Origin of the sequence: Micrococcus luteus (genome assembly GCF_014138885.1) — a bacterium.
Lineage (GTDB): Bacteria > Actinomycetota > Actinomycetes > Actinomycetales > Micrococcaceae > Micrococcus > Micrococcus luteus.
The window spans coordinates 700,587-723,406 of the sequence record NZ_JACJIK010000001.1 but is presented as its reverse complement, the minus strand read 5'-3'; the positions used below and the strand labels follow the sequence as shown (position 1 = coordinate 723,406).

Genomic DNA, 22,820 nt, shown 5'->3' with positions numbered 1-22,820 from the left:
GCTCCGCGGCTCAGGCCAGGAGCTCGTGGATGCGTCGGATCAGCATGGCGGTGAGGTCCGCGTCGAAGTCCGCGGTGGAGGAGTCCATGAACAGGTGCCGGTCCGTGTCGTACTCGAAGAGGTCGGCGGGGCGGTCCGGGTGCTCGGCGGTGGCCGCATAGGAGCGGGCGGTCTCGAGGTCGCCCTCGAGGGCCCAGGGGTCGCGGGTGCCGAGGTGGATCTGCAGGGCGGTGTGGGGCTGCCAGAGCGGGGCGTAGGCGTCGAGGGCCAGGACGCCGGCCATGGCGATGCACGCGCGGAAGCCGGGGACCACCTGGGCGGCACGCCAGGCGGGCATCACGCCCATGCTGATGCCCGCGACGACGGAGGCCTCCTGGTGCTCGGCACACGCCCGCATGCCGCGTCGGCCGATCTCCTCGAAGCCGAGGTGCTGGGCGTGGGCGACACCCTCGTCCACGGTGGCGAACGTGCGGCCGTCGTAGAGGTCAGGGGTGTGGACGGTGTGACCGCCGCTGGCGATCTGTTCGGCGAGCGCGCGCACGCCGTCTGTGAGACCGAGGGCGTGGTGGAAGAGGACGATCTGCGCCATGGGTCAGAGCGTAGACCGCGGTGAGCGGCTGCCCCAGAGTGCGGGTGGGTGATCGGGGCGAAGAAGTGAGGTGGCTCGCGTCTGTCGCCACGGGTGAGTTGCCGCTCATTGCGTGGAGGGCAAGCGCAGTGTTTCTCCGACCGGTGCCCTGGGTTCTCGTTGCAGCGCTCCTCCCCGGGCGTGCTCTGCTGGGTGGGGGCGAGACTCGGGGACGCATGCTGTCGGTGCGGATGCGGAAAGGAGGCTCCTGCCCACCGGAGACTGCGCGAGCGAGCGGCGAGGAATCTTCTGCATGAGTGCCGAGGCACTCGTGCGAACGGTCACGGGGCTACTCGAGGCAGGACCGGACAGCAGCCTCCTCGCTTCATCCGTCTTGCGACCTTCGGGACGTCTTCGCCGGACGATGCGGCGTCCCCTTTGGACGGACGGCGACGAAGGGGCGCCCTGTCCGACTGCTCCTGGCGACCTCGACCACGGCATCCACGTTCGACGGAGGACGGGAGAACGTCTCGCCGGGTGGACGTCGGAGCTGAGTCCACCGTTCCGCTGCGGTCACACGGGAATCGCCGTCAGTGCGGTCACGCCGGGGCGGGAGACGCGAGCTGGCAGGGCATGCCGGGTTCGGGGACGGCGGGACTGATGTGCACGGCCCGCCCCGGCAGGGGCTCGACCTCGGTCAGCCGTGGCCAGATGAGCCGGTGCTCGGCGTTCGTCCCGGCCGGCACGAAGAAGCGGTGGGGCAGGTGCAGCAGCAGCCGGCCCGTCGCCAGCTCTCGGCCGCCGAACACCGCCAACCGCAGGCCGGCGGCGGTCGGACGGCCGAGCCAGTCGTGCACGTCCTCCTCGACCGTGCGGTAGGTGTCCCCGACGCGCAGGCCGGACCACGCGTTCCAGCCCGTGATCACCGCCGTGCCGCCGGCGGCCGCGAGCTCGCGCAGGCGGGCCAGGGCGGCCTCCCCGGCCCCCTCGACGTCCGGGGTCAGCACCGGCGTCCCGGACCGCGCGGCCGCCGCGGCCTCCCCGGTGCCGTCCAGCACGGCCACCGGCCGGCCGCTGCGCAGCGCCACTTCGACGACGGCGACCAGCGTCTCCGCGCGACCGCCCGCGGCCTCGACGATCCATGCGGTGCGTCCCTCCGCGCCGGTCGGCCACCGCCAGGGACGGTGCCGGCCGTGGGCCGCGTCGTCGAGCAGGGCCAGGGCCGTGGCCTCCGCCCGGCGAGCGCGGTCCGGCACCCAGCGCTCCGGCAGGGCGGGGGTGACCACGGGCGGGGGTGTCGGCCAGTCACCCGCCGCGTACTTCTCCACCAGGACCGAGACGACGGCCTCCCAGGGGGCGACGGCCGGGGCGGCCGCGGCCTCGCCCAGCCGTCGCCACACGGGCGTGCCGCCGTCGACCGTCCACTGGGACGCGCGGAACGCGACCGTCGGGCGCCCCGCCGTCGAGAGGATCGCGGAGCCGGGGCGACGCGGGTCGAGCCGGGCCGCGGCGGCCGTGCCCACCAGGTCCCACGACTCCTGCTCCGTCGCGGTGCGCAGGGCGATCGTGCTGCCCAGGTTCGAGCGCAGGTCCGAGCCCACCGCACCCGTGGCCCGCTGCGTGGCCAGGATGAGGTGGAAGCCGAGGGAGCGGCCCGTGGCGGCCAGACGCTGCAGGACGGCGGCCGCGTCCGGGTGGTCGTCCACGAGCACGCGCAGTTCGTCGATCGCCACGACGAGCCGAGGCAGCGCCGCGTCCGGATGGCGGCGACGGAAACCGGGATAGTCGCTGACCCCGGCCTCCGCGAAGAGGGCCTCGCGGCGATGCAGCTCCGCCCGGATGGCGCTCAGCGCCCGCAACGAGGCCGTTCCCACGTGGTTGGTCTCCAGGCTCATCGTGTGGGGGAGCGCGCCCAGCGAGCCGAACGACGCGCCGCCCTTGAAGTCCAGCAGCAGGAACGCGACCTCGGCCGGCGGGTGGTGCGCCGCGGCTCCCAGCAGGAGGGACAGCAGGAGATCCGACTTCCCGGATCCCGTGGTGCCCGCGATGAGCAGGTGCGGACCGTCGGCGGCCAGGTCCATCTCGACGACGCCCGTCTCGTCGCCGCCCCGGGCGAGGGTCACGGTGAGCCCGTCGACGGCATCACGGGCGCCCACCTGCCCCGGTGGTGTGAGCGTGCCGTCCCCGTCGTCGGTGGGCAGCAGGCCGAGGTTCACGACGTCGTCGGCCAGCTCGGTCAGCCAGGCGACCAGGGTGCCGTCGGCGAGGCCGTCGGCGGTCACGTCCTCGAAGCGCTGTTGTTCCGCCGGGACCACGACGGTGCGCCCGCGCAGGTCGACGACGGCGTCCCCCGGCGCAGGCGACGGCCCGGTGAAGTCGTACCGCGTCCAGGGCAGATCCGTCCGGGCCGTGGGCGTCGTCCCCGCGTCGTCGCCGATGGCGGCCCGCCACGCTCGCCACGCCGGATCCAGTGCCGCGTCCTCAGGAGCCGACACCAGCAGCCGCGGGCCGGACCCGCCCGACCGCCAGGTGCGGCGGACTCCACCGGCCTCCACCACGAACGCGCCGTCGGCGGCCACCGCGTGCCGCAGGAGCTGGAACACCGCCCACCGGCAGGCCCCGGCCACATCGCGCGGCGGCCCGACCACGACGACGCGCGACTCCGGCGGTGACGTCGTCATCACGGTGCGCCGCGACGTGACGGCCTCCACCCATGCCTCGTCCGGGTCGTCCCGCGACAGGGACAGCGCCCCGATGCCGGAACCCCACGAGACCGCCACGGCCTCGTCGGCCCCCGCCGTCAGTCCGAAGCGGTCCGTCGCGCCGGAGCGGACGGCGCGGGCCACCCCACCGGGGCTCAGTGCCGCCCGAGCCCGCCGGCGGACGACCGCGTCCGCGCGGGCGGCGAGCAGCCGCGCATGCCGCAGCCGGGTGCGGCGCTGCATCGCCAGCATGACCAGCGCCACCGTCACGGACAGCACGCCGAACAGCAGGAACATCGGGTTGCCCATCATCAGGACCAGGGCGACCCCGAGCACCAGCGGGCCCAGGGCGGCCACCAGCGGGATCACGACGGACTGCCGGGCCGGTGGGGATCCGAGGTCGATGGCGGGCGGCTCCGGTGTGATCGGCCGCGGCAGGGCGGACCCGGGCCCGCGGACCAGGCCCAGGGCGGTCCGGCCCACAGGGAGCGGGCTGCGGCCGTCCCACAGGCGTCCGGTGCCCCGAGGGCCGTCGTGGACGTGCAGCCCGGTGGGCGCGAGCCGCAGACGCATCGGCCGCGACGGGGCAGAGGGATCGTCCAGCAACAGCCGCGCCTCGCCGCGTCCCACGCTCAACCCGCCCTCCCCCAGAGGGACGAGGCGGCCGGCGTCGGGTCCGTGCTCGGTGACCACCGCGAGCTCCGGCCCGCGGGTCGGTGCACTCCCGACCCGTTCCGCGTACGTCACGCTGCGCGGCCCGGCAGCGCACCGGCGCAGCGACCGGGCGGGAAAACGTTCCCGCACCGCCCGATCCTGCTCGCCCGCGTCGGCGGGGAAGTGCTCCACCCGCCACGTCTCGGGAGCGGCCCCGCCCAGGATCCGCACGCTCCAGGCCATCCCCGCCCCTCCCTCCCGAGAACGGCGACCGGCCCGTCCGGCCGCCTGGGGACGACCCTGCCACGGCCGGATGGCGGTTCGGGCGGCCTGTGGACAACTCCCCGTCGAACGGGACCGCCACCACGTTGTCCACAGTCATGGTGTCCTGGACCACACGCGTCGACGGAACGGGGTATCTTCCTGATCGAGACGTGTGCCGCGCTGGGGATGGCGCCGAATCGGGCACAGGAGGGACACATGGATGCGGTGCGCATTCTCGAGGACGAGATCCGGGAGATCGTCCGGCGGCAGGGCATTGACCCGCAGCGTGAGCACGCCCGGGTCCTGACGCTCATCCAGGACGCGGCGGCGGACTACGAGTCCCGCGCGATGGTCAGCTCGCTGCCGGACCTGGAGGATCCCGTGGCGGCGCGGCAGGACCTGTTCGACCGCATCGCGGGCCTCGGGCCACTCCAGCGGCTCATGGACGATCCGTCCGTGGAGGAGATCTGGCTGAACGCGCCGGACGCCGTCTACTGCGCGCGGTCCGGCCGCTCCGAGCTGACGGGCATCGTCCTGACCGAGGAGGAGGTGCAGGACCTCGTCGAAGTCATGTTGAAGTCCTCGGGCCGGCGGCTGGACCTGTCGATGCCGTTCGTCGACGCGGCCCTGCCGGACGGTTCGCGCCTGCACGTGGCCATCCCCGACATCACGCGGCGGCACTGGGCCGTGAACATCCGGAAGTTCATCGCCCGGGCGCGCCGGCTGGACGACCTCGTCCGGGGCGGTTCCCTCACTCCGACGGCGGCCCGCTTCCTGGACGCGGCCGTGGACGTGGGCATGAACATCCTCGTCAGCGGGGCCACCCAGGCGGGCAAGACCACCCTGCTCAACTGCCTGGCCTCGGCCATCGGCCCGCGGGAGCGGGTGATCACCGTGGAGGAGATCTTCGAGCTGCAGATCCCGGTGCGCGACGTCGTCGGGCTGCAGTGCCGCCAGCCGAACCTGGAGGGCCACGGCGAGATCCCGCTGCGCCGCCTCGTCAAGGAGGCGCTGCGGATGCGCCCGGACCGCCTGATCGTCGGCGAGGTGCGCGAGGCCGAGGCACTGGACATGCTCGTCGCGCTGAACTCCGGCCTGGCCGGCATGTGCACGATCCACGCGAACTCGGCCGCGGACGCGCTCACGAAGCTCTGCACGCTGCCGCTGCTGGCCGGGGAGAACATCTCCCGGGACTTCGTCGTTCCGACGGTCGCCACGTGCATCGACGTCGTCGTGCACTGCGAGCGCGACCGTCAGGGCCGCCGGCGGGTGCGGGAGATCCTCACCGTCGGCTCACGGGTGGAGGGCGGGGTCATCGAGACGTCGGCGCTCTTCCAGCGCGACGCCGAGGGCGACCTGCGCCTCAACGAGGGTGCGAACCTGGAGTTCGAGGCGCTCGCCCGTCGCGGCGTGGACGTCCACGAGCTGGTGGGGCTGCGCTGATGGCCGCGCTGCTGGGGCTCGCGCTCGGCTGCGGCCTGTTCCTGCTGTGGTGGTCCCTCCGGTCCCCTCCGATGGAGAAGCCCGGGGCCGCCCGCACCGACTCGCGCCTGCGGGTGCTGATCGCCCAGTCCGGCATCCAGCGTCTCAGCCCGGCCGGCGTCGTGTCCGCCATGGCCGTCGGCGGTCTCGTGGTCGGGCTGCTCGTCCTGTCGCTGACCAGTACGTGGACCATCGCCGCGTGCTTCGCCGTCTTCGGCGCGGCCGTGCCCTGGCTGCTGTTGTCCTGGCAGGCCCGCCGGCGGTCCACGGCACTGCGCGAGCTGTGGCCGGACGCGATCGACCACGCCCGGTCGGCCATCCGCGCGGGCCTGACTCTCCCGGAGGCGCTCATCCAGCTCGGGGAGACCGGGCCGGAGGGGCTGCGCGAGCCGTTCCAGCAGTTCGCCCGGGACTACCGGGCCGGAGCCCGCTTCGTGGACGCACTGGACCGGCTCAAGGCCCGGATGGCCGACCCCGTCGCGGACCGCCTGGTGGTCTCGCTGCGCCTGACCCGCGAGGTCGGGGGCGCCGACATCGGCCGTCTGCTGCAGACCCTCTCCGAGTTCCTCCGGCAGGACGCCCGCATCCGCGCCGAGCTCGAGGCCCGGCAGTCGTGGACCGTGAACGCGGCCCGGTTGGCGGTGTGCGCCCCGTGGCTCGTGCTTCTGCTGCTGGGGACCCAGCCCGCCGCGGTCGCGGCCTATCGGTCCGCCGCCGGCGGGGCCGTGCTCCTCGCCGGCATGGTGGCCTCCGTCGTCTGCTACCGCGTCATGCTCCGCATCGGCGCGCTGCCCCGGGAGAAGCGGGTGTTCGCATGACGTCCGCGCTGATCTGGGCCGCGCTCCTGGGCCTCACCCTCGGGGCGGGACTGCTCCTCATCCTGGTCACCCAGCCGGTGGGCTGGCGCCCCAGCCTCGAGCAACGGGTCGAACCGCAGCTGCGCCACCACATCCCGGCCTCCCGCCTCCTCGAGGAGGAACGTGCGGGCGCCTCACCCTGGGGAGCGTGGGGACGCATCCTCGATCCCGTGGTGCAGGCCGGAGTCGGCTGGGTCCAGCGCATCTCCCCGGGCGGGGTGGCGCTCGACCGCAAGCTGGCCGCCGCGGGGCTCGCGGTCACGTCGACGGACTTCCGTGCCCAGCAGGTCCTGAGCGGAGCCGCGGGGGCCGCCGTGGCGGCCGTCCTCGCGCTCAGCCTCACCGTCACGGGCCGCGTGCCGGTGATCACGGGGGTCGCCCTCGTGATCGCCGGCGGCATGGCCGGGTTCCTGCTCCGGGAGCAGCTGCTCTCCCTGCGGGTGCGACGGCGGCGCGAGGCCATCCTCTCCGAGTTCCCGTCCGTGGCCGAGCTGTTCGCGCTCTCGGTGGGCGCGGGGGAGAGCGCCGCCGGAGCGCTCGAACGCATCGCGGGGACGGCGCGCGGGGAGCTGGCCGGCGAGTTCCGCACCACGCTCGCCGACATGCGTGCCGGGGCGTCGCTGTCCGCGGCGCTCAAGGCCATGGGACGGCGCGTGCAGCTGGCCCCCGTCGAACGGTTCATCGGGGGCGTGCTCATCGCGCTCGACCGCGGCACGCCCCTCGCCGACGTCCTGCGCGCGCAGGCCCAGGACGTGCGTGAGATGGATCGCCGCGAGCTCATGGAGGCCGCCGGCCGGAAGGAGATACAGATGATGGTGCCCCTCGTGTTCGGCATCCTCCCGCTCACGGTGATCTTCGCCGTCTTCCCCGGCATCTCCCTGATGCGCCTGGGGTTCTGAAGACCCACAACTGAATAGTCCATCCATCCACCCACGATCACCATCCACTCCGGCCGCACGGGCGGCCGGCCACCCGAGGAGGGGACCATGCTCCACCACCACGCCATCACCGTCCTGGCCGCCCTGCGCGCCCTCATCCACGACGACGTCCGCGACGAGCGCGGCGACGTCCCCGGCTGGGTGATGATCACCCTCATGTCCGCCGTGCTCGTGGCCGGCCTGCTGGCCCTCGCCCTGCCGGCGCTCCAGGGACTGTTCAACCAGGCCATCTCCCAGGTGTCCCAGGGCGGCTGAGCATGCCCCGGGGTGCTGCCCACGGCGCGCAGGCGCCCCGTGGCGGCCACACGGGTGTCCGCTGGCGGGACGACCGGGGCGCCGCGGTGGCCGAGTCCACCATGGTGATGACCCTGGTCGTCCTGCTCTTCGCGGCGCTGCTCCAGGCCGGCGTCGTGATCCACACGCGCAACGTGATGATCGACGCCGCCTCCGCCGGCGCCCGGTACGGGGCGCTCGCGGACCGGAGCCCCGAGGACGGCGTCCAGCGGGCTCGGGAGCTGCTCTCGGCCGGCGTGCCCGGCCAGTCCGGGGCCGACGTCGCCGCGGAGCTCACCAGCCAGGACGGGGTCCCGGTCCTGCGCGTCACGGTCTCGAGCTCGCTGCCCGGCCTGGGGTTCCTGCCGGGCCCGATCCCCGTGGAGGTGAGCGGTCATGCGTTCCGTCAATGACGTCCGCGACGAGCGGGGAGCGGCCACGGTCGAATTCCTGGGCCTCACCCTCGTCCTGTTGATCCCCGTGGTGTACCTGATGATCTACGTCTCCCAGGTCCAGGCCGCGGCGTTCGCCTCGGTCGCCGCCGCTGACCAGGCCGTCAAGGCCGTGGTCGCCGAGGCTGATCACCCCAGCGCAGGCGCCGCCCACGCCACCGTCGAGCTCACGCTGGCCGACTACGGCGTGGGCGCCGGCCAGTACGACCTGACCGTCGGCTGCGATCAGGGCGGCTGTGGCACGCTCGAACCGGGCGAGGTCGTCGCCGTGCGGGTGGACGTGGGGGTGCCCGTCCCTCTCACGCCGGCAGCGTGGTCGCTGACCCCCGTGACGGTGGGTTCCGACGCCCGGCAGACTGTGCCGAGGTTCTGATGCGCCGCCGCCTCACCGCTCGCCTGGGTCACGACGACGGGCAGACCACCGTCCTCACCGTCGGCCTGTGCGCCGTGCTCGTGGCCCTCATGCTGGTCATGCTCGCGGTCACCACCGTGCAGTTGCAGCACCGCCGCCTGCAGTCGCTCGCGGACTCGGCCGCCATCGCCGGGGCAGAGGAGCTCGGCTTCCGGCTGGGGGAGGACCCGGGCGTCGTGCTCTCCGACGACGACGTCGCCGCCTCCGCCAGCGCACACCTCGCGGCCGTCGGTGCCCAGGAGGCCGTGCCCGGGCTCGGCGGGATGAACGCCCGCGTGGCCGACGACGGCACCACCGTCGTCGTCACCCTCGACGCCCGGGCCGATCTGTTCGCCATGACCGGCCCGTTCGCGGGGACACTGCCCCTGTCGGTCCCCCTCGAGGCGACGGGCAGCAGTCGCACTAGCCTGGCCCGGTGATCCGCTTCCTCCACGGCATCGGTGGCCGGCCCGCCCACTTCGAGCCCCTTGCTGACGCCCTCGGCGCCGTGGCCGACCTCGCCGCCTCGCCCGCCCTGCCCGGCCACCCGGGCACGGACGCCGGCGGTCAGGGCCGCCCCCGGGCCGCACGGCCGGCGACCGATGCGGACCCCGTCCTCGACGCCGCCCGCACCTGGGCGGCGCAGGCCGGCCCCGTGCCGGGGCTGCTGATCGGCCACAGCACGGGCGGGGTCATCGCGCTGCGCGCCGTCGCCGACGGGCTGGTGCGGCCCCGCGCCCTCGTGGTCATCGACTCGAACGTCCCGGTGACGGACACCGCCCTGGCCGCCCGGGCGGCCAAGGCCCGCCTCGCCGCCCGCCCGGACTGGCGGAGCGTGCTCCGCGCCTCGCTCGCGCGGGACCTCCTCGTCCCGGAGCCGTGGCGCGAGCGGATCCTGACCGACCTGGACGCCACGCCGGACCATCCGATGCGCGAGCTCTGGGCCGCCGTCCTCGCCGCGGACACCCGTGCCCTCTGGGCCGGCATCACCGTCCCGACGCTGTACGTGCGCAGCACCCGGGACGTCCACCAACGGGACCTGGACGCGGTCACGCAGCACGCCACCGTCGTCGATGTCAGCACGGGCCACTGGCCGCACGTCACGGAGCCCGAGGCCGTCGCGGCGGCGATCCGCCGCTGGCACACGACCGGCGTCCACCCCACGCGGTAGGCTGGCCGAATCATGGCTGACACTGACTTCTCCGCGGAGATCGACTCCCTGCGCCACACCCTGGCCTCCATCGAGCAGGTCTCGGACCTCGACCGCATCAAGGCGGACATCGCCGAACTGGAGCAGCAGGCCTCCGCACCGGACCTCTGGGACGACCCGGAGGAGGCCCAGAAGGTCACCTCCAAGCTCTCCCACCGTCAGACGGACCTCAAGCGCATCACCTCCCTGGAGAGCCGCATCGAGGACCTGGAGACCATGGTCGAGCTCGCCGCGGAGGAGGACGAGCCCTCCCTCCTCGACGACGCGAACCAGGAGCTGACCTCCATCCGCAAGGCCCTGGAGGAACTCGAGGTCGTCACGCTGCTCAGCGGCGAGTACGACCAGCGCGACGCCGTCGTGACCATCCGCGCGGGCGCCGGCGGCGTGGACGCGGCCGACTTCGCCGAGACCCTCATGCGCATGTACCTGCGCTGGGCCGAGCAGCGCGGCTGGTCCACCAAGGTCATGGACACCTCCTACGCGGAGGAGGCCGGCCTGAAGTCCGTCACCTTCGAGGTCAACGCGCCCTACGCGTTCGGCACCCTCTCCGTGGAGGCCGGCACGCACCGCCTCGTGCGCATCAGCCCCTTCGACAACCAGGGCCGCCGCCAGACGTCCTTCGCGGCGGTCGAGGTGGTGCCGCTGATCGAGTCGGACGACTCCATCGAGATCCCCGAGTCCGAGATCAAGGTGGACGTGTTCCGCTCCTCGGGCCCCGGCGGCCAGTCCGTGAACACCACGGACTCCGCCGTCCGCATGACGCACCTGCCCACCGGCATCGTCGTGTCCATGCAGAACGAGAAGTCGCAGATCCAGAACCGTGCCGCCGCCCTGCGCGTGCTCCAGTCCCGTCTGCTGCTGCTGCGCAAGGCCGAGGAGGACGCGAAGAAGAAGGAGATGGCCGGCGACGTCAAGGCGTCCTGGGGCGACCAGATGCGCTCCTACGTGCTGAACCCGTACCAGATGGTCAAGGACCTGCGCACGGGCCACGAGGAGGGCAACCCCTCCTCCGTGTTCGACGGCCACATCGACGATTTCGTGGACGCCGGGATCCGCTGGCGCGCCGAGCAGGTCAAGGCCGCCCAGGAGGACTGAGCCCCACGGCGCGGCCCCGCCGCCCAGGCCACCACGACGCCGGCCCGCACCTCCGCAGTGAGGCGCCGGCCGGCGTCGCCGTTCAAGCCCCCGCAGGGGCCTCGGGCCTGGCCCGGGAGACCGGCCCGGTGGGATGCTCGAAGCACCGGGCAGGCGCCCCCGCGCGCCGGTCCGGCACCAGACTCCATTCCCACCCAGGAGGTCGACCAGCATGACCATGCGCGCCGCCCGTTGGCACGGCAAGAAGGACATCCGCATCGAGGAGATCGACTCGCCCACGGCCGGCCCGGGGCAGGTCCTCGTGGACGTCGCGTGGTGCGGCATCTGCGGCACGGACCTGCACGAGTACCTCGAGGGCCCGATCTTCATCCCGCCGGCCGGGCACCCGCACCCGATCTCCGGCGACGCCGCCCCCGTCACGCTCGGCCACGAGATGTCCGGCACCGTCGCCGCCCTGGGCGAGGGCGTCACGGACCTCGAGGTCGGCCAGAAGGTCGTCGTGGAGCCGTACATCGTGCGCGAGGAGGACCGGGACCGACCGGACTACAACCTCGCGCCGGACATGAACTTCATCGGCCTGGGCGGCGACGGCGGCGGACTGGCCGAGCAGATCGCGGTGCAGCGCCGCTGGGTCCACCCGGTGGCCGACTCCGTGCCTCTCGACCAGGCCGCGCTCATCGAGCCGCTCTCCGTGGCCCACCACGCGTGGGTGCGGGCCGGCTCTCCGACGTCGGGCGTGGCAGTGATCGGTGGCGCCGGCCCCATCGGCGCGCTCACGGCGGCCGTGCTCAAGGGCAAGGGCCTGACGGTGTACGTCTCCGAGCTCTCGGAGCTGCGCCGCCAGAAGGTGCTCGAGGCCGGCGTGGTAGACGAGGCATTCGACCCCCGCGAGGTGGACGTGCCCGCGAAGATCCGCGAGCTGCACGACGGCCAGGGCGCGGACGTGGGCTTCGAGTGCACCTCGGTGGACGTGGTGCTGGACATGCTGCTGGACGCGGTGCGTCCCGGCGGGGTGATCGTCAACGAGTCCATCTGGGGCCACGAGCCCGCCGTGGCCCTGCACAAGCTGGTGATGAAGGAGATCGACCTGCGCGGCACCATCGCGTACGCGAACGACCACGCGGACACCATCCGCATGGTCGAGGACGGCGCCGTGGACCTCGCGCCGTTCATCACCGGCAAGATCGGCCTCGACGACCTGGTCGACCAGGGCTTCGAGACCCTCATCCACCACAACGAGACGGCCGTGAAGATCCTCGTCTCGCCCACCGGCCAGGGCCTCTGAGGCTCCGGCCCGATCCCCGGACGTCCCGACGACGGCCCGCACCCGCGCGCTGCGGGTGCGGGCCGTCGTGGTCCCTGTGCCGCGGCGCGCCGTCACAGACGCGTCGCTCCCTGGCGCGCCTGTGACCGGGGTCATAGACTGCATTTGAGTGAATCGTGATGAACCGAGTTGAACGTCCCAGGAGGACCGCATGACCGCCGAGCTGCCCCAGCCTCAGCCCACCGATGCCGTGATCGTGGGCGGTGCCCGCACGCCCTTCACCCGGCTGCTCTCGCAGCAGGCCGACCTGCGCGCCGTGGACCTGGGCGCCCACGCGATCACGCACGCGCTCGAGCGCGCCGGCGTGGCCCCCGAGGACGTGGACATGGTCTACATGGGCCAGGTCGTGCAGGCCGGCGCGGGCCAGAACCCGGCCCGCCAGTCCGCGCTCGCCGCGGGCATCCCGTTGAACGTCCCGGCCATGACGATCAACAAGGTGTGCCTGTCCGGCCTCACCGCCGTGATCGACGCCGCCCGTCTCATCCGCCTCGGCGAGGTGGACGTGGTGGTGGCCGGCGGTCAGGAGTCCATGACCAACGCCCCGCACCTGCTGCCCGGCGCGCGCAAGGGCTTCAAGTACGGCCCGGCCACCATGCTCGACGCCGTCGCGTGGGACGGCCTCACCGACTCCCTGAGCCACGAGGCCATGGGCGAGCTGACCGAGTCCGGCAACGGCGAGCGGAACATCGCCCGCGCCGAGCAGGACGAGGTCGCCGCGGCCTCGCACCAGCGGGCCGCCCGGGCCCAGTCCGAGGGCGTCTTCGAGGGCGAGATCGCCCCGGTGGAGATCCCGCAGCGCAAGGGCGACCCGCTGGTCGTCTCCCAGGACGAAGGGGTCCGCCCGGACACGACCGCCGAGTCGCTGGGCGCCCTGCGCCCGGCGTTCGCGAAGGACGGCACCATCACGGCCGGCAACTCCTCGCCCCTGTCCGACGGCGCCGCCGCCCTCGTGGTGACCTCGCGGGCCTTCGCCGAGGAGAAGGGCCTGACGATCCTCGCCACGGTGGGCGCACCCGGCCAGACCGCCGGCCCGGACAGCTCGCAGCTGCACTCGCAGCCTTCGGACGCGATCGCCGCGGCGGTGCGGAAGCAGGGCTGGGACGTGGCCGACCTTGACTTCATCGAGATCAACGAGGCGTTCGGCGCGGTGGCCGTGCAGTCCCTGCGCGACCTCGGCTACCCGCACGAGAAGACCAACATCCACGGCGGCGCCATCGCCCTGGGCCACCCGATCGGCGCCTCCGGCGCCCGGCTGGCCCTGCACGCCGCCCTCGAGCTCGACCGGCGCGACGGCGGCCGCGCGGCCGTCTCGCTCTGCGGCGGCGGCGGCCAGGGCGAGGCCCTGATCCTCTTCCGCTGACAGACCGCCCCTGACAGAAAGGACCCCGGACATGGCTCTCGACAAGACCGTGGCCACGCCCGCCGAGGCGGTGGCGGACGTGCCGGACGGCGCGTCCCTGGCCGTCGGCGGCTTCGGGCTCTCCGGCAACCCCGTGCAGCTCATCGAGGCCCTGCTCGAGCAGGGCGCCACGGACCTGTCCGTCGTCTCCAACAACTGCGGCGTGGACGGCTGGGGCCTGGGCATCCTGCTCGGCGCGCGCCGGCTGCGGAAGATGACCTCCTCCTATGTGGGGGAGAACAAGGAGTTCGCCCGCCAGTACCTCAAGGGCGAGCTCGAGGTGGAGCTCGTCCCGCAGGGCACCCTCGCGGAGAAGCTCCGCGCCGGCGGCGCCGGCATCCCGGCGTTCTACACCCGCTCCGGCGTCGGCACCCAGGTGGCCGAAGGCGGCCTGCCCATGCGCTACGACGCGGACGGCACCGTGGTGAAGTCCTCGCAGGCCAAGCCCACGGACACGTTCGTGCTCGGCGAGGGCTACCTCAGCCAGACCCCGGACGAGCCCGAGACCTATGTGCTCGAACGCTCCATCGTCACCGACTTCTCCCTCGTGCACGCGTGGAAGGGCGACCGCCACGGCAACCTCGTGTTCCGCAAGGCCACCCGCCAGTTCGGCCCGCCCGCGGCCATGGCCGGCCGCGTGTGCATCGCGCAGGTGGAGGAGCTCGTCGAGCCCGGCGAGATCGACCCGGATGACGTGCACCTGCCCGGTGTCTTCGTGCACCGGATCGTGGAGGTCGGCACGGACATCGAGAAGCGGATCGAGAAGCGCACCGTGCGCGCGTCGGGGGAGGGGCGGGCATGAGCGAGCAGACCACCGGGCGTCCCCAGGGCCTGAGCCGCGACCAGATGGCGGCCCGCGCCGCGCAGGAGCTGCCGGACGGCGCCTACGTCAACCTCGGCATCGGCATGCCCACGCTGATCCCCAACCACATCCCCGCCGGGCGGTCCGTGGTGCTGCAGTCCGAGAACGGCATCCTCGGCACGGGCCCGTACCCCACGGAGGACGCCGTGGACCCGGACCTGATCAACGCGGGCAAGGAGACCGTCACCGTGAACCCGGGGGCGTCCTTCTTCGACTCCGCGCTGAGCTTCGGCATGATCCGCGGCGGCAAGATCGACGTCGCCGTCCTGGGCGGCATGGAGGTCTCCGCCGCGGGCGACCTGGCCAACTGGATGGTGCCCGGCAAGATGGTCAAGGGCATGGGCGGTGCGATGGACCTCGTCCACGGCGCCGGCCGCGTGATCGTCATGATGGACCACGTGTCCAAGGACGGCACCCCCAAGATCGTCGACCAGTGCACCCTGCCGCTGACCGGCCGCGCCGTCGTCGACCGCATCATCACGGACCTGGCCGTGATCGACGTCGTCGGCACCCCGGAACAGCCCCGCCTGGCGCTCGTGGAGACCGCGCCCGGCATCACCGAGGAGCAGGTCCGCGCGCTCACCGGCGCGCCGCTGGACTGAGCCGACGACGCCGCCCCGCGGCCCCGGCGCACCGCCTCGGCGGGCATCGGGCCGGCACGGGATAGACTGGACGGCCGCGCCCTGATCGGGGCGCGGCCGTCGCCGTGGACGCTGGAAGGACGTGAGGCCATGGGCAAGAACAGCAAGGGCAAGGCCGCCAAGCAGCCGGCCCCCGGCGAGCGCCAGGTGATCGCCAACAACAAGAAGGCGCGCCACGACTACACCATCCTCGACACGTACGAGGCCGGCATGGTGCTCACCGGCACCGAGGTGAAGTCGCTGCGCGAGGGCAAGGCCTCGCTCGTGGACGGCTTCGCGGTCTTCTACCGGGACGAGCTGTGGCTCGAGCAGGTCTACATCCCGGAGTACCTCAACGGCTCGTGGACCAACCACGCCGCCCGCCGCCGCCGCAAGCTGCTGCTGCACCGCGCCGAGCTGACGAAGATCTCCCGCCAGATCCAGGATCCGGGCCTGACCATCGTGCCGCTGTCCCTGTACTTCCTGAACGGGCGCGTGAAGGTGGAGATCGGCGTCGCGCGCGGCAACCGCGAATACGACAAGCGGCACAAGCTGCGCGAGCAGCAGGACAACCGCGAGGCCCAGCGGGCCATGCGGATGCGCAACCGGCGCGCCGGCGTGGCCTGAGCGCGGTGGACCCCTTGGGAATGCCTCGGGGGCGTGCTACGTTGTATCTCTCGCAGGGCCGGTTTCAGGACCGGCGGGCCTCGCGCCCTCCGCCTGCAGTGGTGATTGACAACCTCATAGAGGAGTCGCCCCCATGGGGCCGATCGGTTTCGACGGTGTGTGTCGCGTCGGGAGAAGCGGGCCGAGGATGCAGAGTCATCTCGTCAAACGCTCTCTGCAAACCAATAAGTGCCGAATCCAAGCGCACTGACTTCGCTCTCGCTGCCTGATCAGTGATCGAGTCCGTCACCCCGAGGTCGCTGTCGCCTCGGATCGTGGCGTCAGCTAGATAGCCACTGGGCGTCACCCTCGCCGGGGGTCGTGACGCCGACATCAATCCGGCTGGGTCCGGGTTGGCCGCCCGTCTGCGGGACGGCCAGGACCGAGCAACACCCACAGCAGACTGCGCCCGGAGAAGACCTGGCAACACCTCATCGGACGCGGGTTCAATTCCCGCCGGCTCCACTCACCACCACGGGAAGGCCCCGGAATCACCCCGATTCCGGGGCCTTCGTCGTGTCCATGCCGGTGTGCGGCGGCCCGCCCCTCAGCCGGCCAGGACGGCGTGCAGGCCCAGGCCGGCGCCCCAGCCGACGACGACGGCCACCAGCCCCAGCCCCAGATGCGCGGTCCACAGGCGGGCGGCTGTGCCCCATCGACGGGCGAGCGCGGCGTCAGCCGCCTCAGCGGCCACGGTGGACCACGTCCCCAGGGCGAGGCAGAACCCGGACACCACGGCGGACACCGCCGCGACGAGCACGAGCCCCTGCCCGTCGCCCCAGCTCTCGGAGGCGTACACCAGCTCCGGCACGGCCAGGCCGACGGTGACGCCGAGGAGCAGGGCCGCCGTCGTGTTGGCGGTGAGCAGACCCCGGGGGCCGAGCCGGTCGGTCAGGCGCCGGCGCACCAGGGCGCCGAGCGCCCCGCCCGCCGCGAGGCAGGCCAGGAGGGCCACCTGGAGGAGAGCGAAGACCTCGTATCCCGCGCCGCTCATGCGTCCTCCGCCGAACGATCCGTCCCGACCGCGCGCGACCCCGGGGCGCCACCGGCGCGCAGGCCGAGCACGGCCGCCGCCGTCGAGAGTGCAGCCATCAGCGCGAGCACCAGCAGCACCGCTACCGCCGCGGCGAGGACGCCACCCGCCCCGGACGCCGCGGCGCCCAGCCGCACCGGCCACAGCACCAGGGCGACGGCGCTGGAGATGGTGGTGAACGCACCGAGGAAGCCGGTTCCCAGCCCCGCCACCAGGCGTGGACGCCAGTCCGGCCCGCGGCGTCGCGAGGCCGCCCACAGCAGGCCGAGCAGGAACGAGCCGAGCACGTTCACCACGAACAGCGGCAGGGCCTGGACCAGCACGTCGACCGCCCCGAACGCGGCGCCGAACGTGCCGCGGAAGTTGGGCGCCCCGGCCAGCGCGGTCACCGCGTTCATCACCCCCGCACCGCACAGCACGCCCGCGGCACCGCCGAGGGCCACCGCACCCGCAGTGCCGGGCCGGCGATCTGTCCCGCGCCCGCCCCTCCGGTCGGCCGTCGTCTCCCCCCGCACTGCTATCAGGCGCCGCCCTCGGTCTCGTCACCCGCGCGGAGGCGGGCGAGGACGTCGTCGTGGAGCAGGCCGTTCGTGGCCAGCGCGTGCCCGCCGAACGGGCCGTCCTCGCCGTCCAGCGAGGTGAAGCGGCCGCCGGCCTCGCGCACGATCGGCACCAGAGCGGCCATGTCATGCAGCTCGAGCTCGGGCTCGGCCGCGATGTCCACGGCGCCCTCGGCGACGAGCATGTAGGACCAGAAGTCGCCGAAGCCGCGCACGCGCCACACGTCCGAGGTGAGCTGCAGGAACGCGCGGATCGAGCCGCGTTCGCGCCAGCCCTCGATCGAGGAGAAGGACAGCGACGCGTCCTCGACCCGGTCCACGCCGGACACGGTGATCCGCTGAGCACGCGTGAGCGAGGTGCCCGCGAAGGCGCCCTGGCCGGCCGCGGCCCACCAGCGACGGTGCAGGGCGGGGGCGGAGACGACGCCGACGACGGGCTCGCCGTCGATCAGCAGCGCGATGAGGGTGGCCCACACGGGCACGCCGCGCACGAAGTTCTTGGTGCCGTCGATGGGGTCGACCACCCACTGCCGGCCGGAGCGGCTCAGAGATCCGCCGAACTCCTCACCCACGATGCCGTCGCGCGCCCGGGCACGGGACAGGGTCGAGCGGATGGACTCCTCGGCGGCGCGGTCCGCATCCGTGACAGGGGTGAGATCCGGCTTGGTGCTGACCTCGAGGTCCTGGGCCTTGAACCGGGACATCGTGATCGAGTCCACGTTGTCCGCCAGCATGTGGGCCAGCCGCAGGTCCTCCGTGAGGTCGCGGCCGCGGGTCGCAGGGTTCTCAGGTCGCTCCATGCCGCCCACGCTATACCGCGCGGGCCGCCTCAGTCCTCGGACGACGCCGCGTCCTCCGCCCCCGAGGGGGCCAGCCGGTTGCCGAGCAGACGCCGCAGCGAGGCCAGGCGTGCCGCTCCCGAGGGGCCGGCGTGGCCCGCGGCCACCCATGCGTCCAGGCCGCAGCCGGGGGAGTCGGCGGTGTGGGTGCAGCCGCGCGGGCAGTCCGCCAGCCCGCCGGCGAGGTCGTCGAACGCCTCCACCACGCGGTCCGGCTCGACCCAGCCCAGCCCGAAGGACCGGATGCCGGGGGTGTCCACCACCCAGGTGTCCGGCAGGGGGGCGCCGTCGTCGCCCGTCAGCGGCAGTGCGAGCGCGGACGAGGAGGTGTGCCGGCCCCGGCCGGTGACGGCGTTGACGTGGCCGGTGGCCCGTTCCGCGCCGGTGAGCGCGTTCAGCAGCGTGGACTTGCCGACGCCGGAGGGCCCCACGAACGCGCTCGTGTGCCCGATCAGCCGCTCGGCCACCCGGGCCACGAGCGAGGCGTCCAGGGCGGTGTCCCCGGTCTCGGCCTCGAAGGTCGCCGCACCGGAGGTCATCACCTCCAGGTCCAGGGCCTCGTAGTGCGCCACCAGCGCGGCCGGATCACGCAGGTCGGTCTTCGTGATGAGCAGCACCGGGTGGATGCCGGCGTCGTAGCAGGCGACCAGGGCGCGGTCGATGAAGCCGGTCCGGGGCTCCGGATTGGCCGCGGCCACCATGATCACCAGCAGGTCGGCGTTGGCCACCACCACCCGCTCGACCTCGTCCGAGTCGTCCGCCGACCGGCGCAGGACCGTGCTGCGCTCCTCGACACGGACGATGCGTGCGAGCGTGCCCTCGTCCCCGGAGAGGTCCCCGACGACGGCCACCCGGTCGCCCGTGGCGATCGGCGTGCGGCGCAGCTCGCGGGCGCGCATCGCCGTGATCCGCTCGTCCAGGCGATCCGGCAGCACCACGGCGTACCGGCCGCGGTCCACCGTGGTGACCATGCCGACCTGCGCATCCTCGTGCTTGGGCCGCTCCTTGGTGCGCGGGCGGGTGCCGCGTTTGGACGGGCGCACCCGGACATCGGACTCGTCCCATGCCGAGGGATCGAGGCGCCGGGCCATCAGCGGGCCTCCTCGGCCGCGTCGCCGGGTGCCACGAGCGCGGTCCACAGTGCGGGGAAGTCCGGCATCGTCTTCGCGGTGGTCGCCACGTCCACGATGCCGGTCCCCGGCACGCGCAGGCCGACGACGGCGGCGAAGGTCGCCATCCGGTGGTCGTGGTAGGTCTCGAGGGCGGCGGGCGACAGCGGTCCGGACGCGTCCGTGCCCGGGAAGCCGAGCGACGTCTCTCCCTCGTCCACGGTGACCCCCAGGCGGGCGGCCTCGGCGGTGAGCGCGGCGAGCCGGTCCGTCTCATGGCCCCGCAGATGGCCGATCCCCGTCAGACGGGTGGGCCCGGAGGCCAGCAGGGCGAGCGCGGCCGCGGTGGGGGCGAGCTCGGCCGTGTCCGCGATCTCACCGGCGCCGGTGATGCGGGGCGTGCCGTCGTCGTGGACCGCCCCGGTCACCGTGAGGCGGCCGCGGGAGCGATCCATGCGGTCGACCGTGAGGGCCACGCTCGCCCCGAACTGCGGCAGGATCCGCCGCCAGCGGTCGCCGATCTGCGTCGTGCGGGTCGGCCAGTCCGGCACCGTCACGGAGCCGCCCGTCGCCACGGCGGCGGCCAGGAAGGGGCCCGCGTTGGACAGGTCCGGCTCGACGGTCGCCTCGTGTGCCGGGACGCGCCCCGGGGCCACGGTCCACGCCCCGGGAGACGTCTCGGCGACGTCCACCTCGAGCGCGCGCAGCACCCCGACGGTCATCGCGACGTGCTCCGGACTCGGCACGGTCTGCCCGGTGTGCCGCAGCCGGAGGCCGCGCGGCATCCCCGCGGCCGCCAGCAGCGCGGCGGACAGGAACTGGGAGGAGCCGGAGGCGTCGACCGCGACCTCCGGCACGTCGCCGTCGGGGGCCACCGTGGCCGCGTCCGCGCGGGTCGTCATCGTGAAGGGCAGGCGACCGGGCTCGCCCTCCTCGTTGACGGCCACCCCGAGCTGGCGCAGCGCGTCCAGGACCGGGGCCATCGGGCGCAGGCGCGCGCCGGCGTCGCCGTCGAAGCGGACCCGGCCGGGCCGCAGCGCGGCGACGAACGGGACGAAGCGCATGACCGTCCCCGCCAGTCCGCAGTCCACGGCGACATCCCCGGCCAGCGGCTCGCCGACCGGCATCGGATGCACCCGCAGTCCGCCGTCGGACAGGGGCTCGAACCGGGCCCCGAGCGCTGTGAGCGCCGTGCGCATCAATGCCGTGTCCCGCGACTCGAGGACGCCGTGCAGGACGCACGGACCGTCGGCGAGCGCGGCGAGCACGAGATGCCGGTTCGTCAGCGACTTCGATCCCGGCAGCCGCACCTCTCCGCGCACCGGGCCGCGCGCCACGGGCGCGGGCCAGGTCTCGGCGGCGTCGGGACGGGGGGCGGGGGAGTGCGCGGCGGCACGCGTGGGGCGGGTCACCGGACCAGCCTATCCGGCGGCTGTCGGCCGGGGTCGGCCTGTCGCGGGGGAATACCTGGAACGCTCCTGGCGCTCCACTGGACGACCCCGTACCCGTGTCGGCGCACCGGTCCCGCTCGCCGCGGACCGCAGCCGGAGAGGAGCCCCGCATGAGCGCCGCCCTGCTGACGCATCCCTCCCGGACCGTAGACTGGCCCGCGATGAGCACTGACAACAGCCGGCCGGAATTCGCCCGGCCCGAGGACGCCCCCGAGCACGACCGCGCCGACATCGACGTCGCCGCCGAGTCCGAACAGCAGCGCCGTGCCCGGTTCGAGCGTGACGCCCTCGAGTTCGTGGACCAGTTGTACTCCGCTGCGCTGCGCATGACGCGCAACCCGCAGGACGCCGAGGACCTGGTCCAGGAGGCGTACACGAAGGCCTACTCCTCGTTCCACCAGTACCGGCCCGGCACCAACCTCAAGGCCTGGCTCTACCGGATCCTCACGAACACGTACATCAACCTCTACCGCAAGCGGCAGCGCCAGCCCCTCGAGGCGGACAACCCTGAGGTGGAGGACTGGCAGATGGCCCGGGCCGCCGAGCACACCTCCGGTGGCCTGCGCTCGGCCGAGACGGAGGCCCTCGACCGGCTGCCCGACTCCCAGGTGAAGGACGCCCTGCAGGCGATCCCGGAGGAGTTCCGGCTCGCCGTCTACTTCGCGGACGTGGAGGGCTTCGCCTACAAGGAGATCGCCGAGATCCTCGACGTGCCGATCGGCACCGTCATGTCGCGGCTGCACCGCGGCCGCAAGCAGCTGCGCGAGCGCCTCGCGGACTACGCGGCCGCGCGCGGCATCAAGGCCCAGCCGAAGAAGAAGACCGGGCGCGGCGGCACGAAGCAGACCGAGACGAGCACGAAGGAGGCCACGCGATGACCGCGGACCAGCACGGCCATGAGTGCCGCGACGCCCAGGACGCCTCCCTGGAGCGGCTGTACCAGTACCTGGACGGCGCCCTGACGCCCGAGGACATCGAGCAGGTGCGCGCCCACGTGGCGGAGTGTCCGGACTGCCGGCACCAGAAGGAGCTCGAAGAGCTCATCCGCTCGGCGGTGCGTCGGAGCTGCCAGGAGAAGGCGCCCGCGCAGCTGCGGGCCACCATCATGACCCGCATCACCCAGATCTCGACGACGACCGTCACCTGGGGCTGACACCGCGACATGCGGACCCGTGGGCACCCGATCGGGCGCCCCGACGATGACGAAGGGCCGTCCCCTGAGGGGACGGCCCTTCGTGGTCTGCGGTCGCCGGGTGGCACCCGGCCGGTCCGCGACGCCGATCAGCGGATCAGGCGTTGGGACGCTTGCCGTGGTTGGCGCCGTTCCTGCGGCGGTCGCGACGCTTGCGTGCACGCTTGCTCATGACGTCTCCCTTCAACGAGTCGGTCGGTGGTCCATTCTGTCACATCAGGCCGTGGGCTCAGGCAGACCGAGCCACTGGTACCAGCCCCGGTGCAGCACGAGCCACGCGATGAGCCCGTGGCCCGCCTGGCCCGGCCGGCCCTGGCCGGAGGCGAGGTCCGCGCGCCACTGCTCGTGTCCCACCAGCGGGGTGAACGTGTCCACGTACACGTGGTTGCGCCGGTCGGCCACATCCAGGTAGGCGGCGTTGAGCTCGGCGAGCCGGGCGTTGCGCTGCTCGTCCAGGGTGGGCGTGGGGCCCACCACGAGCACCGGGATGTTCCGCTGCGAGGCGGTGTCCAGGACGTTGGCCAGGTTCAGCCGCGAGCGGGCGGTCGAGGTGGCCTCCAGATCCAGGTCCGCGTCGGACAGGGCCACGACGAGGCGGTTCTCCGTCTCCTCGGAGAAGCGCCGCGAGGCCTCGCCCCACCAGCGCTCGTTGAGGTCCTCGGTGGTCTCGTGCGGCACGGCCAGCACGTAGTTCTCCAGCTCCACGTCGGGGGCCTGGGTGCGGGCGAGCACGCGGCCCCACCAGCCGATGGCGCGGGCGTCGCCCGCACCGGCCAGCAGCTGGTCGCCGACGGCGGCGATCCGGATCCGGCGGTTGTGCACAGTGTGTCCTTTCGTCGGCCGATCCGGCGCCGCCGCCGCACCGGAGGGTGCGGCGGC

25 protein-coding genes and 1 other RNA gene are annotated in these 22,820 nt (G+C 73.5%); 17 read left to right on the top strand and 9 right to left on the bottom strand.

The genetic code is table 11. The features are described 5' to 3' along the window. Positions 1-10 precede the first annotated feature (10 nt). On the bottom strand, positions 11-589 hold the full coding sequence (locus tag HDA34_RS03250; protein WP_123244100.1) for a dienelactone hydrolase family protein: 579 nt from the start codon (positions 587-589) through the stop codon (positions 11-13). A 578-nt stretch (positions 590-1,167) separates the two neighbouring features. Next, entirely contained in the window at positions 1,168-4,167 is a 3,000-nt protein-coding gene (locus HDA34_RS03245) for an FtsK/SpoIIIE domain-containing protein (RefSeq protein WP_134376954.1), read from the bottom strand. A gap of 237 nt (positions 4,168-4,404) precedes the next feature. On the opposite strand from HDA34_RS03245, the gene HDA34_RS03240 reads away from it, so the two are divergent. From HDA34_RS03240 to ssrA, 15 genes are all read left to right on the top strand, one after another. Beyond that, entirely contained in the window at positions 4,405-5,631 is a 1,227-nt protein-coding gene (locus tag HDA34_RS03240) for a TadA family conjugal transfer-associated ATPase (RefSeq protein ID WP_041104284.1), read from the top strand. Further along, entirely contained in the window at positions 5,631-6,488 is an 858-nt protein-coding gene (locus HDA34_RS03235; protein WP_134376952.1) for a type II secretion system F family protein, read from the top strand. The genes HDA34_RS03240 and HDA34_RS03235 overlap by 1 nt, the downstream gene beginning before the upstream one ends. After that, entirely contained in the window at positions 6,485-7,426 is a 942-nt protein-coding gene (locus HDA34_RS03230) for a type II secretion system F family protein (protein ID WP_134376950.1), read from the top strand. Before HDA34_RS03235 ends, HDA34_RS03230 begins: the two co-directional genes overlap by 4 nt. A gap of 87 nt (positions 7,427-7,513) precedes the next feature. Beyond that, entirely contained in the window at positions 7,514-7,720 is a 207-nt protein-coding gene (locus HDA34_RS03225; RefSeq protein WP_010079078.1) for a hypothetical protein, read from the top strand. A 2-nt stretch (positions 7,721-7,722) separates the two neighbouring features. Next, the gene (locus HDA34_RS03220; RefSeq protein WP_036381779.1) at positions 7,723-8,151 is read left to right on the top strand and encodes a TadE/TadG family type IV pilus assembly protein; all 429 of its coding nucleotides are present in this window, start codon (positions 7,723-7,725) and stop codon (positions 8,149-8,151) included. Then, positions 8,135-8,563 (top strand): hypothetical protein, encoded by a 429-nt coding sequence (locus HDA34_RS03215; RefSeq protein WP_036313982.1) that lies wholly within the window; start codon positions 8,135-8,137, stop codon positions 8,561-8,563. The genes HDA34_RS03220 and HDA34_RS03215 overlap by 17 nt, the downstream gene beginning before the upstream one ends. Then, the gene (locus HDA34_RS03210) at positions 8,563-9,021 is read left to right on the top strand and encodes a Tad domain-containing protein (RefSeq protein WP_036381775.1); all 459 of its coding nucleotides are present in this window, start codon (positions 8,563-8,565) and stop codon (positions 9,019-9,021) included. The genes HDA34_RS03215 and HDA34_RS03210 overlap by 1 nt, the downstream gene beginning before the upstream one ends. Beyond that, positions 9,018-9,752 (top strand): alpha/beta fold hydrolase, encoded by a 735-nt coding sequence (locus HDA34_RS03205; RefSeq protein WP_049147203.1) that lies wholly within the window; start codon positions 9,018-9,020, stop codon positions 9,750-9,752. Before HDA34_RS03210 ends, HDA34_RS03205 begins: the two co-directional genes overlap by 4 nt. Positions 9,753-9,764: 12 nt before the next feature. Beyond that, a complete protein-coding gene (gene prfB / locus HDA34_RS03200; protein WP_049147200.1) occupies positions 9,765-10,886 on the top strand; it encodes a peptide chain release factor 2 in 1,122 nt (373 codons plus the stop codon). Positions 10,887-11,103: 217 nt separating this feature from the next. Then, positions 11,104-12,171 carry a 2,3-butanediol dehydrogenase gene (locus HDA34_RS03195; RefSeq protein ID WP_041104337.1) on the top strand — a complete coding sequence of 356 codons (1,068 nt, stop codon included), beginning with the start codon at positions 11,104-11,106 and terminating at the stop codon, positions 12,169-12,171. Positions 12,172-12,361: 190 nt separating this feature from the next. Beyond that, positions 12,362-13,570 (top strand): acetyl-CoA C-acetyltransferase, encoded by a 1,209-nt coding sequence (locus HDA34_RS03190; RefSeq protein WP_113913915.1) that lies wholly within the window; start codon positions 12,362-12,364, stop codon positions 13,568-13,570. Between the two features lie 31 nt (positions 13,571-13,601). After that, positions 13,602-14,411, top strand: coding sequence for a CoA transferase subunit A (locus HDA34_RS03185; protein WP_041104295.1), 810 nt, complete (start codon positions 13,602-13,604; stop codon positions 14,409-14,411). Continuing rightward, entirely contained in the window at positions 14,408-15,073 is a 666-nt protein-coding gene (locus HDA34_RS03180) for a CoA transferase subunit B (RefSeq protein WP_044659239.1), read from the top strand. The genes HDA34_RS03185 and HDA34_RS03180 overlap by 4 nt, the downstream gene beginning before the upstream one ends. Positions 15,074-15,202: 129 nt before the next feature. Then, on the top strand, positions 15,203-15,718 hold the full coding sequence (gene smpB, locus HDA34_RS03175; RefSeq protein WP_044659238.1) for an SsrA-binding protein SmpB: 516 nt from the start codon (positions 15,203-15,205) through the stop codon (positions 15,716-15,718). Positions 15,719-15,853: 135 nt separating this feature from the next. Then, positions 15,854-16,225, top strand: a transfer-messenger RNA (tmRNA) gene (gene ssrA / locus HDA34_RS03170). 79 nt (positions 16,226-16,304) lie between these two features. On the opposite strand, the gene HDA34_RS03165 is transcribed toward ssrA, so the two are convergent. The 5 genes from HDA34_RS03165 to aroA form a co-directional block, all read right to left on the bottom strand. Continuing rightward, positions 16,305-16,751 carry a CrcB family protein gene (locus HDA34_RS03165; RefSeq protein WP_041104299.1) on the bottom strand — a complete coding sequence of 149 codons (447 nt, stop codon included), beginning with the start codon at positions 16,749-16,751 and terminating at the stop codon, positions 16,305-16,307. Beyond that, positions 16,748-17,233, bottom strand: a complete 486-nt coding sequence (locus HDA34_RS03160; protein ID WP_041104301.1) for a FluC/FEX family fluoride channel — start codon at positions 17,231-17,233, stop codon at positions 16,748-16,750. The genes HDA34_RS03165 and HDA34_RS03160 overlap by 4 nt, the downstream gene beginning before the upstream one ends. 77 nt (positions 17,234-17,310) lie before the next feature. After that, on the bottom strand, positions 17,311-18,150 hold the full coding sequence (gene hisN / locus HDA34_RS03155) for a histidinol-phosphatase (RefSeq protein ID WP_041104303.1): 840 nt from the start codon (positions 18,148-18,150) through the stop codon (positions 17,311-17,313). Between the two features lie 29 nt (positions 18,151-18,179). Beyond that, the gene (rsgA, locus tag HDA34_RS03150) at positions 18,180-19,280 is read right to left on the bottom strand and encodes a ribosome small subunit-dependent GTPase A (protein ID WP_044659234.1); all 1,101 of its coding nucleotides are present in this window, start codon (positions 19,278-19,280) and stop codon (positions 18,180-18,182) included. Beyond that, complete coding sequence (gene aroA / locus HDA34_RS03145) at positions 19,280-20,710, bottom strand: 3-phosphoshikimate 1-carboxyvinyltransferase (RefSeq protein WP_061867904.1); 1,431 nt, start codon at positions 20,708-20,710, stop codon at positions 19,280-19,282. The genes rsgA and aroA overlap by 1 nt, the downstream gene beginning before the upstream one ends. A 200-nt stretch (positions 20,711-20,910) precedes the next feature. Here aroA and HDA34_RS03140 point away from each other — a divergent pair, with 200 nt between their 5' ends. Next, positions 20,911-21,627: a sigma-70 family RNA polymerase sigma factor gene (locus tag HDA34_RS03140; RefSeq protein ID WP_036314006.1), complete on the top strand. Its 717-nt coding sequence runs from the start codon at positions 20,911-20,913 to the stop codon at positions 21,625-21,627. Further along, positions 21,624-21,902: a mycothiol system anti-sigma-R factor gene (gene rsrA, locus HDA34_RS03135; RefSeq protein WP_073115764.1), complete on the top strand. Its 279-nt coding sequence runs from the start codon at positions 21,624-21,626 to the stop codon at positions 21,900-21,902. The genes HDA34_RS03140 and rsrA overlap by 4 nt, the downstream gene beginning before the upstream one ends. A 136-nt stretch (positions 21,903-22,038) precedes the next feature. On the opposite strand, the gene HDA34_RS12155 is transcribed toward rsrA, so the two are convergent. Next, positions 22,039-22,113 (bottom strand): 50S ribosomal protein bL37, encoded by a 75-nt coding sequence (locus HDA34_RS12155; RefSeq protein WP_095346645.1) that lies wholly within the window; start codon positions 22,111-22,113, stop codon positions 22,039-22,041. A gap of 44 nt (positions 22,114-22,157) precedes the next feature. Continuing rightward, on the bottom strand, positions 22,158-22,763 hold the full coding sequence (locus tag HDA34_RS03130; protein ID WP_041104309.1) for a GDSL-type esterase/lipase family protein: 606 nt from the start codon (positions 22,761-22,763) through the stop codon (positions 22,158-22,160). Positions 22,764-22,820 lie beyond the last annotated feature (57 nt).

What these genes read in the sequence shown, in the direction of transcription:
- HDA34_RS03250 (WP_123244100.1), bottom strand. Translation starts at nt 589, where the DNA reads ATGGCGCAGATCGTCCTCTTCCACCACGCCCTCGGTCTCACAGACGGC.
- HDA34_RS03245 (WP_134376954.1), bottom strand. Translation starts at nt 4,167, where the DNA reads ATGGCCTGGAGCGTGCGGATCCTGGGCGGGGCCGCTCCCGAGACGTGG.
- HDA34_RS03240 (WP_041104284.1), top strand. Translation starts at nt 4,405, where the DNA reads ATGGATGCGGTGCGCATTCTCGAGGACGAGATCCGGGAGATCGTCCGG.
- HDA34_RS03235 (WP_134376952.1), top strand. Translation starts at nt 5,631, where the DNA reads ATGGCCGCGCTGCTGGGGCTCGCGCTCGGCTGCGGCCTGTTCCTGCTG.
- HDA34_RS03230 (WP_134376950.1), top strand. Translation starts at nt 6,485, where the DNA reads ATGACGTCCGCGCTGATCTGGGCCGCGCTCCTGGGCCTCACCCTCGGG.
- HDA34_RS03225 (WP_010079078.1), top strand. Translation starts at nt 7,514, where the DNA reads ATGCTCCACCACCACGCCATCACCGTCCTGGCCGCCCTGCGCGCCCTC.
- HDA34_RS03220 (WP_036381779.1), top strand. Translation starts at nt 7,723, where the DNA reads ATGCCCCGGGGTGCTGCCCACGGCGCGCAGGCGCCCCGTGGCGGCCAC.
- HDA34_RS03215 (WP_036313982.1), top strand. Translation starts at nt 8,135, where the DNA reads ATGCGTTCCGTCAATGACGTCCGCGACGAGCGGGGAGCGGCCACGGTC.
- HDA34_RS03210 (WP_036381775.1), top strand. Translation starts at nt 8,563, where the DNA reads ATGCGCCGCCGCCTCACCGCTCGCCTGGGTCACGACGACGGGCAGACC.
- prfB (WP_049147200.1), top strand. Translation starts at nt 9,765, where the DNA reads ATGGCTGACACTGACTTCTCCGCGGAGATCGACTCCCTGCGCCACACC.
- HDA34_RS03195 (WP_041104337.1), top strand. Translation starts at nt 11,104, where the DNA reads ATGCGCGCCGCCCGTTGGCACGGCAAGAAGGACATCCGCATCGAGGAG.
- HDA34_RS03190 (WP_113913915.1), top strand. Translation starts at nt 12,362, where the DNA reads ATGACCGCCGAGCTGCCCCAGCCTCAGCCCACCGATGCCGTGATCGTG.
- HDA34_RS03185 (WP_041104295.1), top strand. Translation starts at nt 13,602, where the DNA reads ATGGCTCTCGACAAGACCGTGGCCACGCCCGCCGAGGCGGTGGCGGAC.
- HDA34_RS03180 (WP_044659239.1), top strand. Translation starts at nt 14,408, where the DNA reads ATGAGCGAGCAGACCACCGGGCGTCCCCAGGGCCTGAGCCGCGACCAG.
- smpB (WP_044659238.1), top strand. Translation starts at nt 15,203, where the DNA reads ATGGGCAAGAACAGCAAGGGCAAGGCCGCCAAGCAGCCGGCCCCCGGC.
- HDA34_RS03165 (WP_041104299.1), bottom strand. Translation starts at nt 16,751, where the DNA reads ATGAGCGGCGCGGGATACGAGGTCTTCGCTCTCCTCCAGGTGGCCCTC.
- hisN (WP_041104303.1), bottom strand. Translation starts at nt 18,150, where the DNA reads ATGGAGCGACCTGAGAACCCTGCGACCCGCGGCCGCGACCTCACGGAG.
- rsgA (WP_044659234.1), bottom strand. Translation starts at nt 19,280, where the DNA reads ATGGCCCGGCGCCTCGATCCCTCGGCATGGGACGAGTCCGATGTCCGG.
- HDA34_RS03140 (WP_036314006.1), top strand. Translation starts at nt 20,911, where the DNA reads ATGAGCACTGACAACAGCCGGCCGGAATTCGCCCGGCCCGAGGACGCC.
- rsrA (WP_073115764.1), top strand. Translation starts at nt 21,624, where the DNA reads ATGACCGCGGACCAGCACGGCCATGAGTGCCGCGACGCCCAGGACGCC.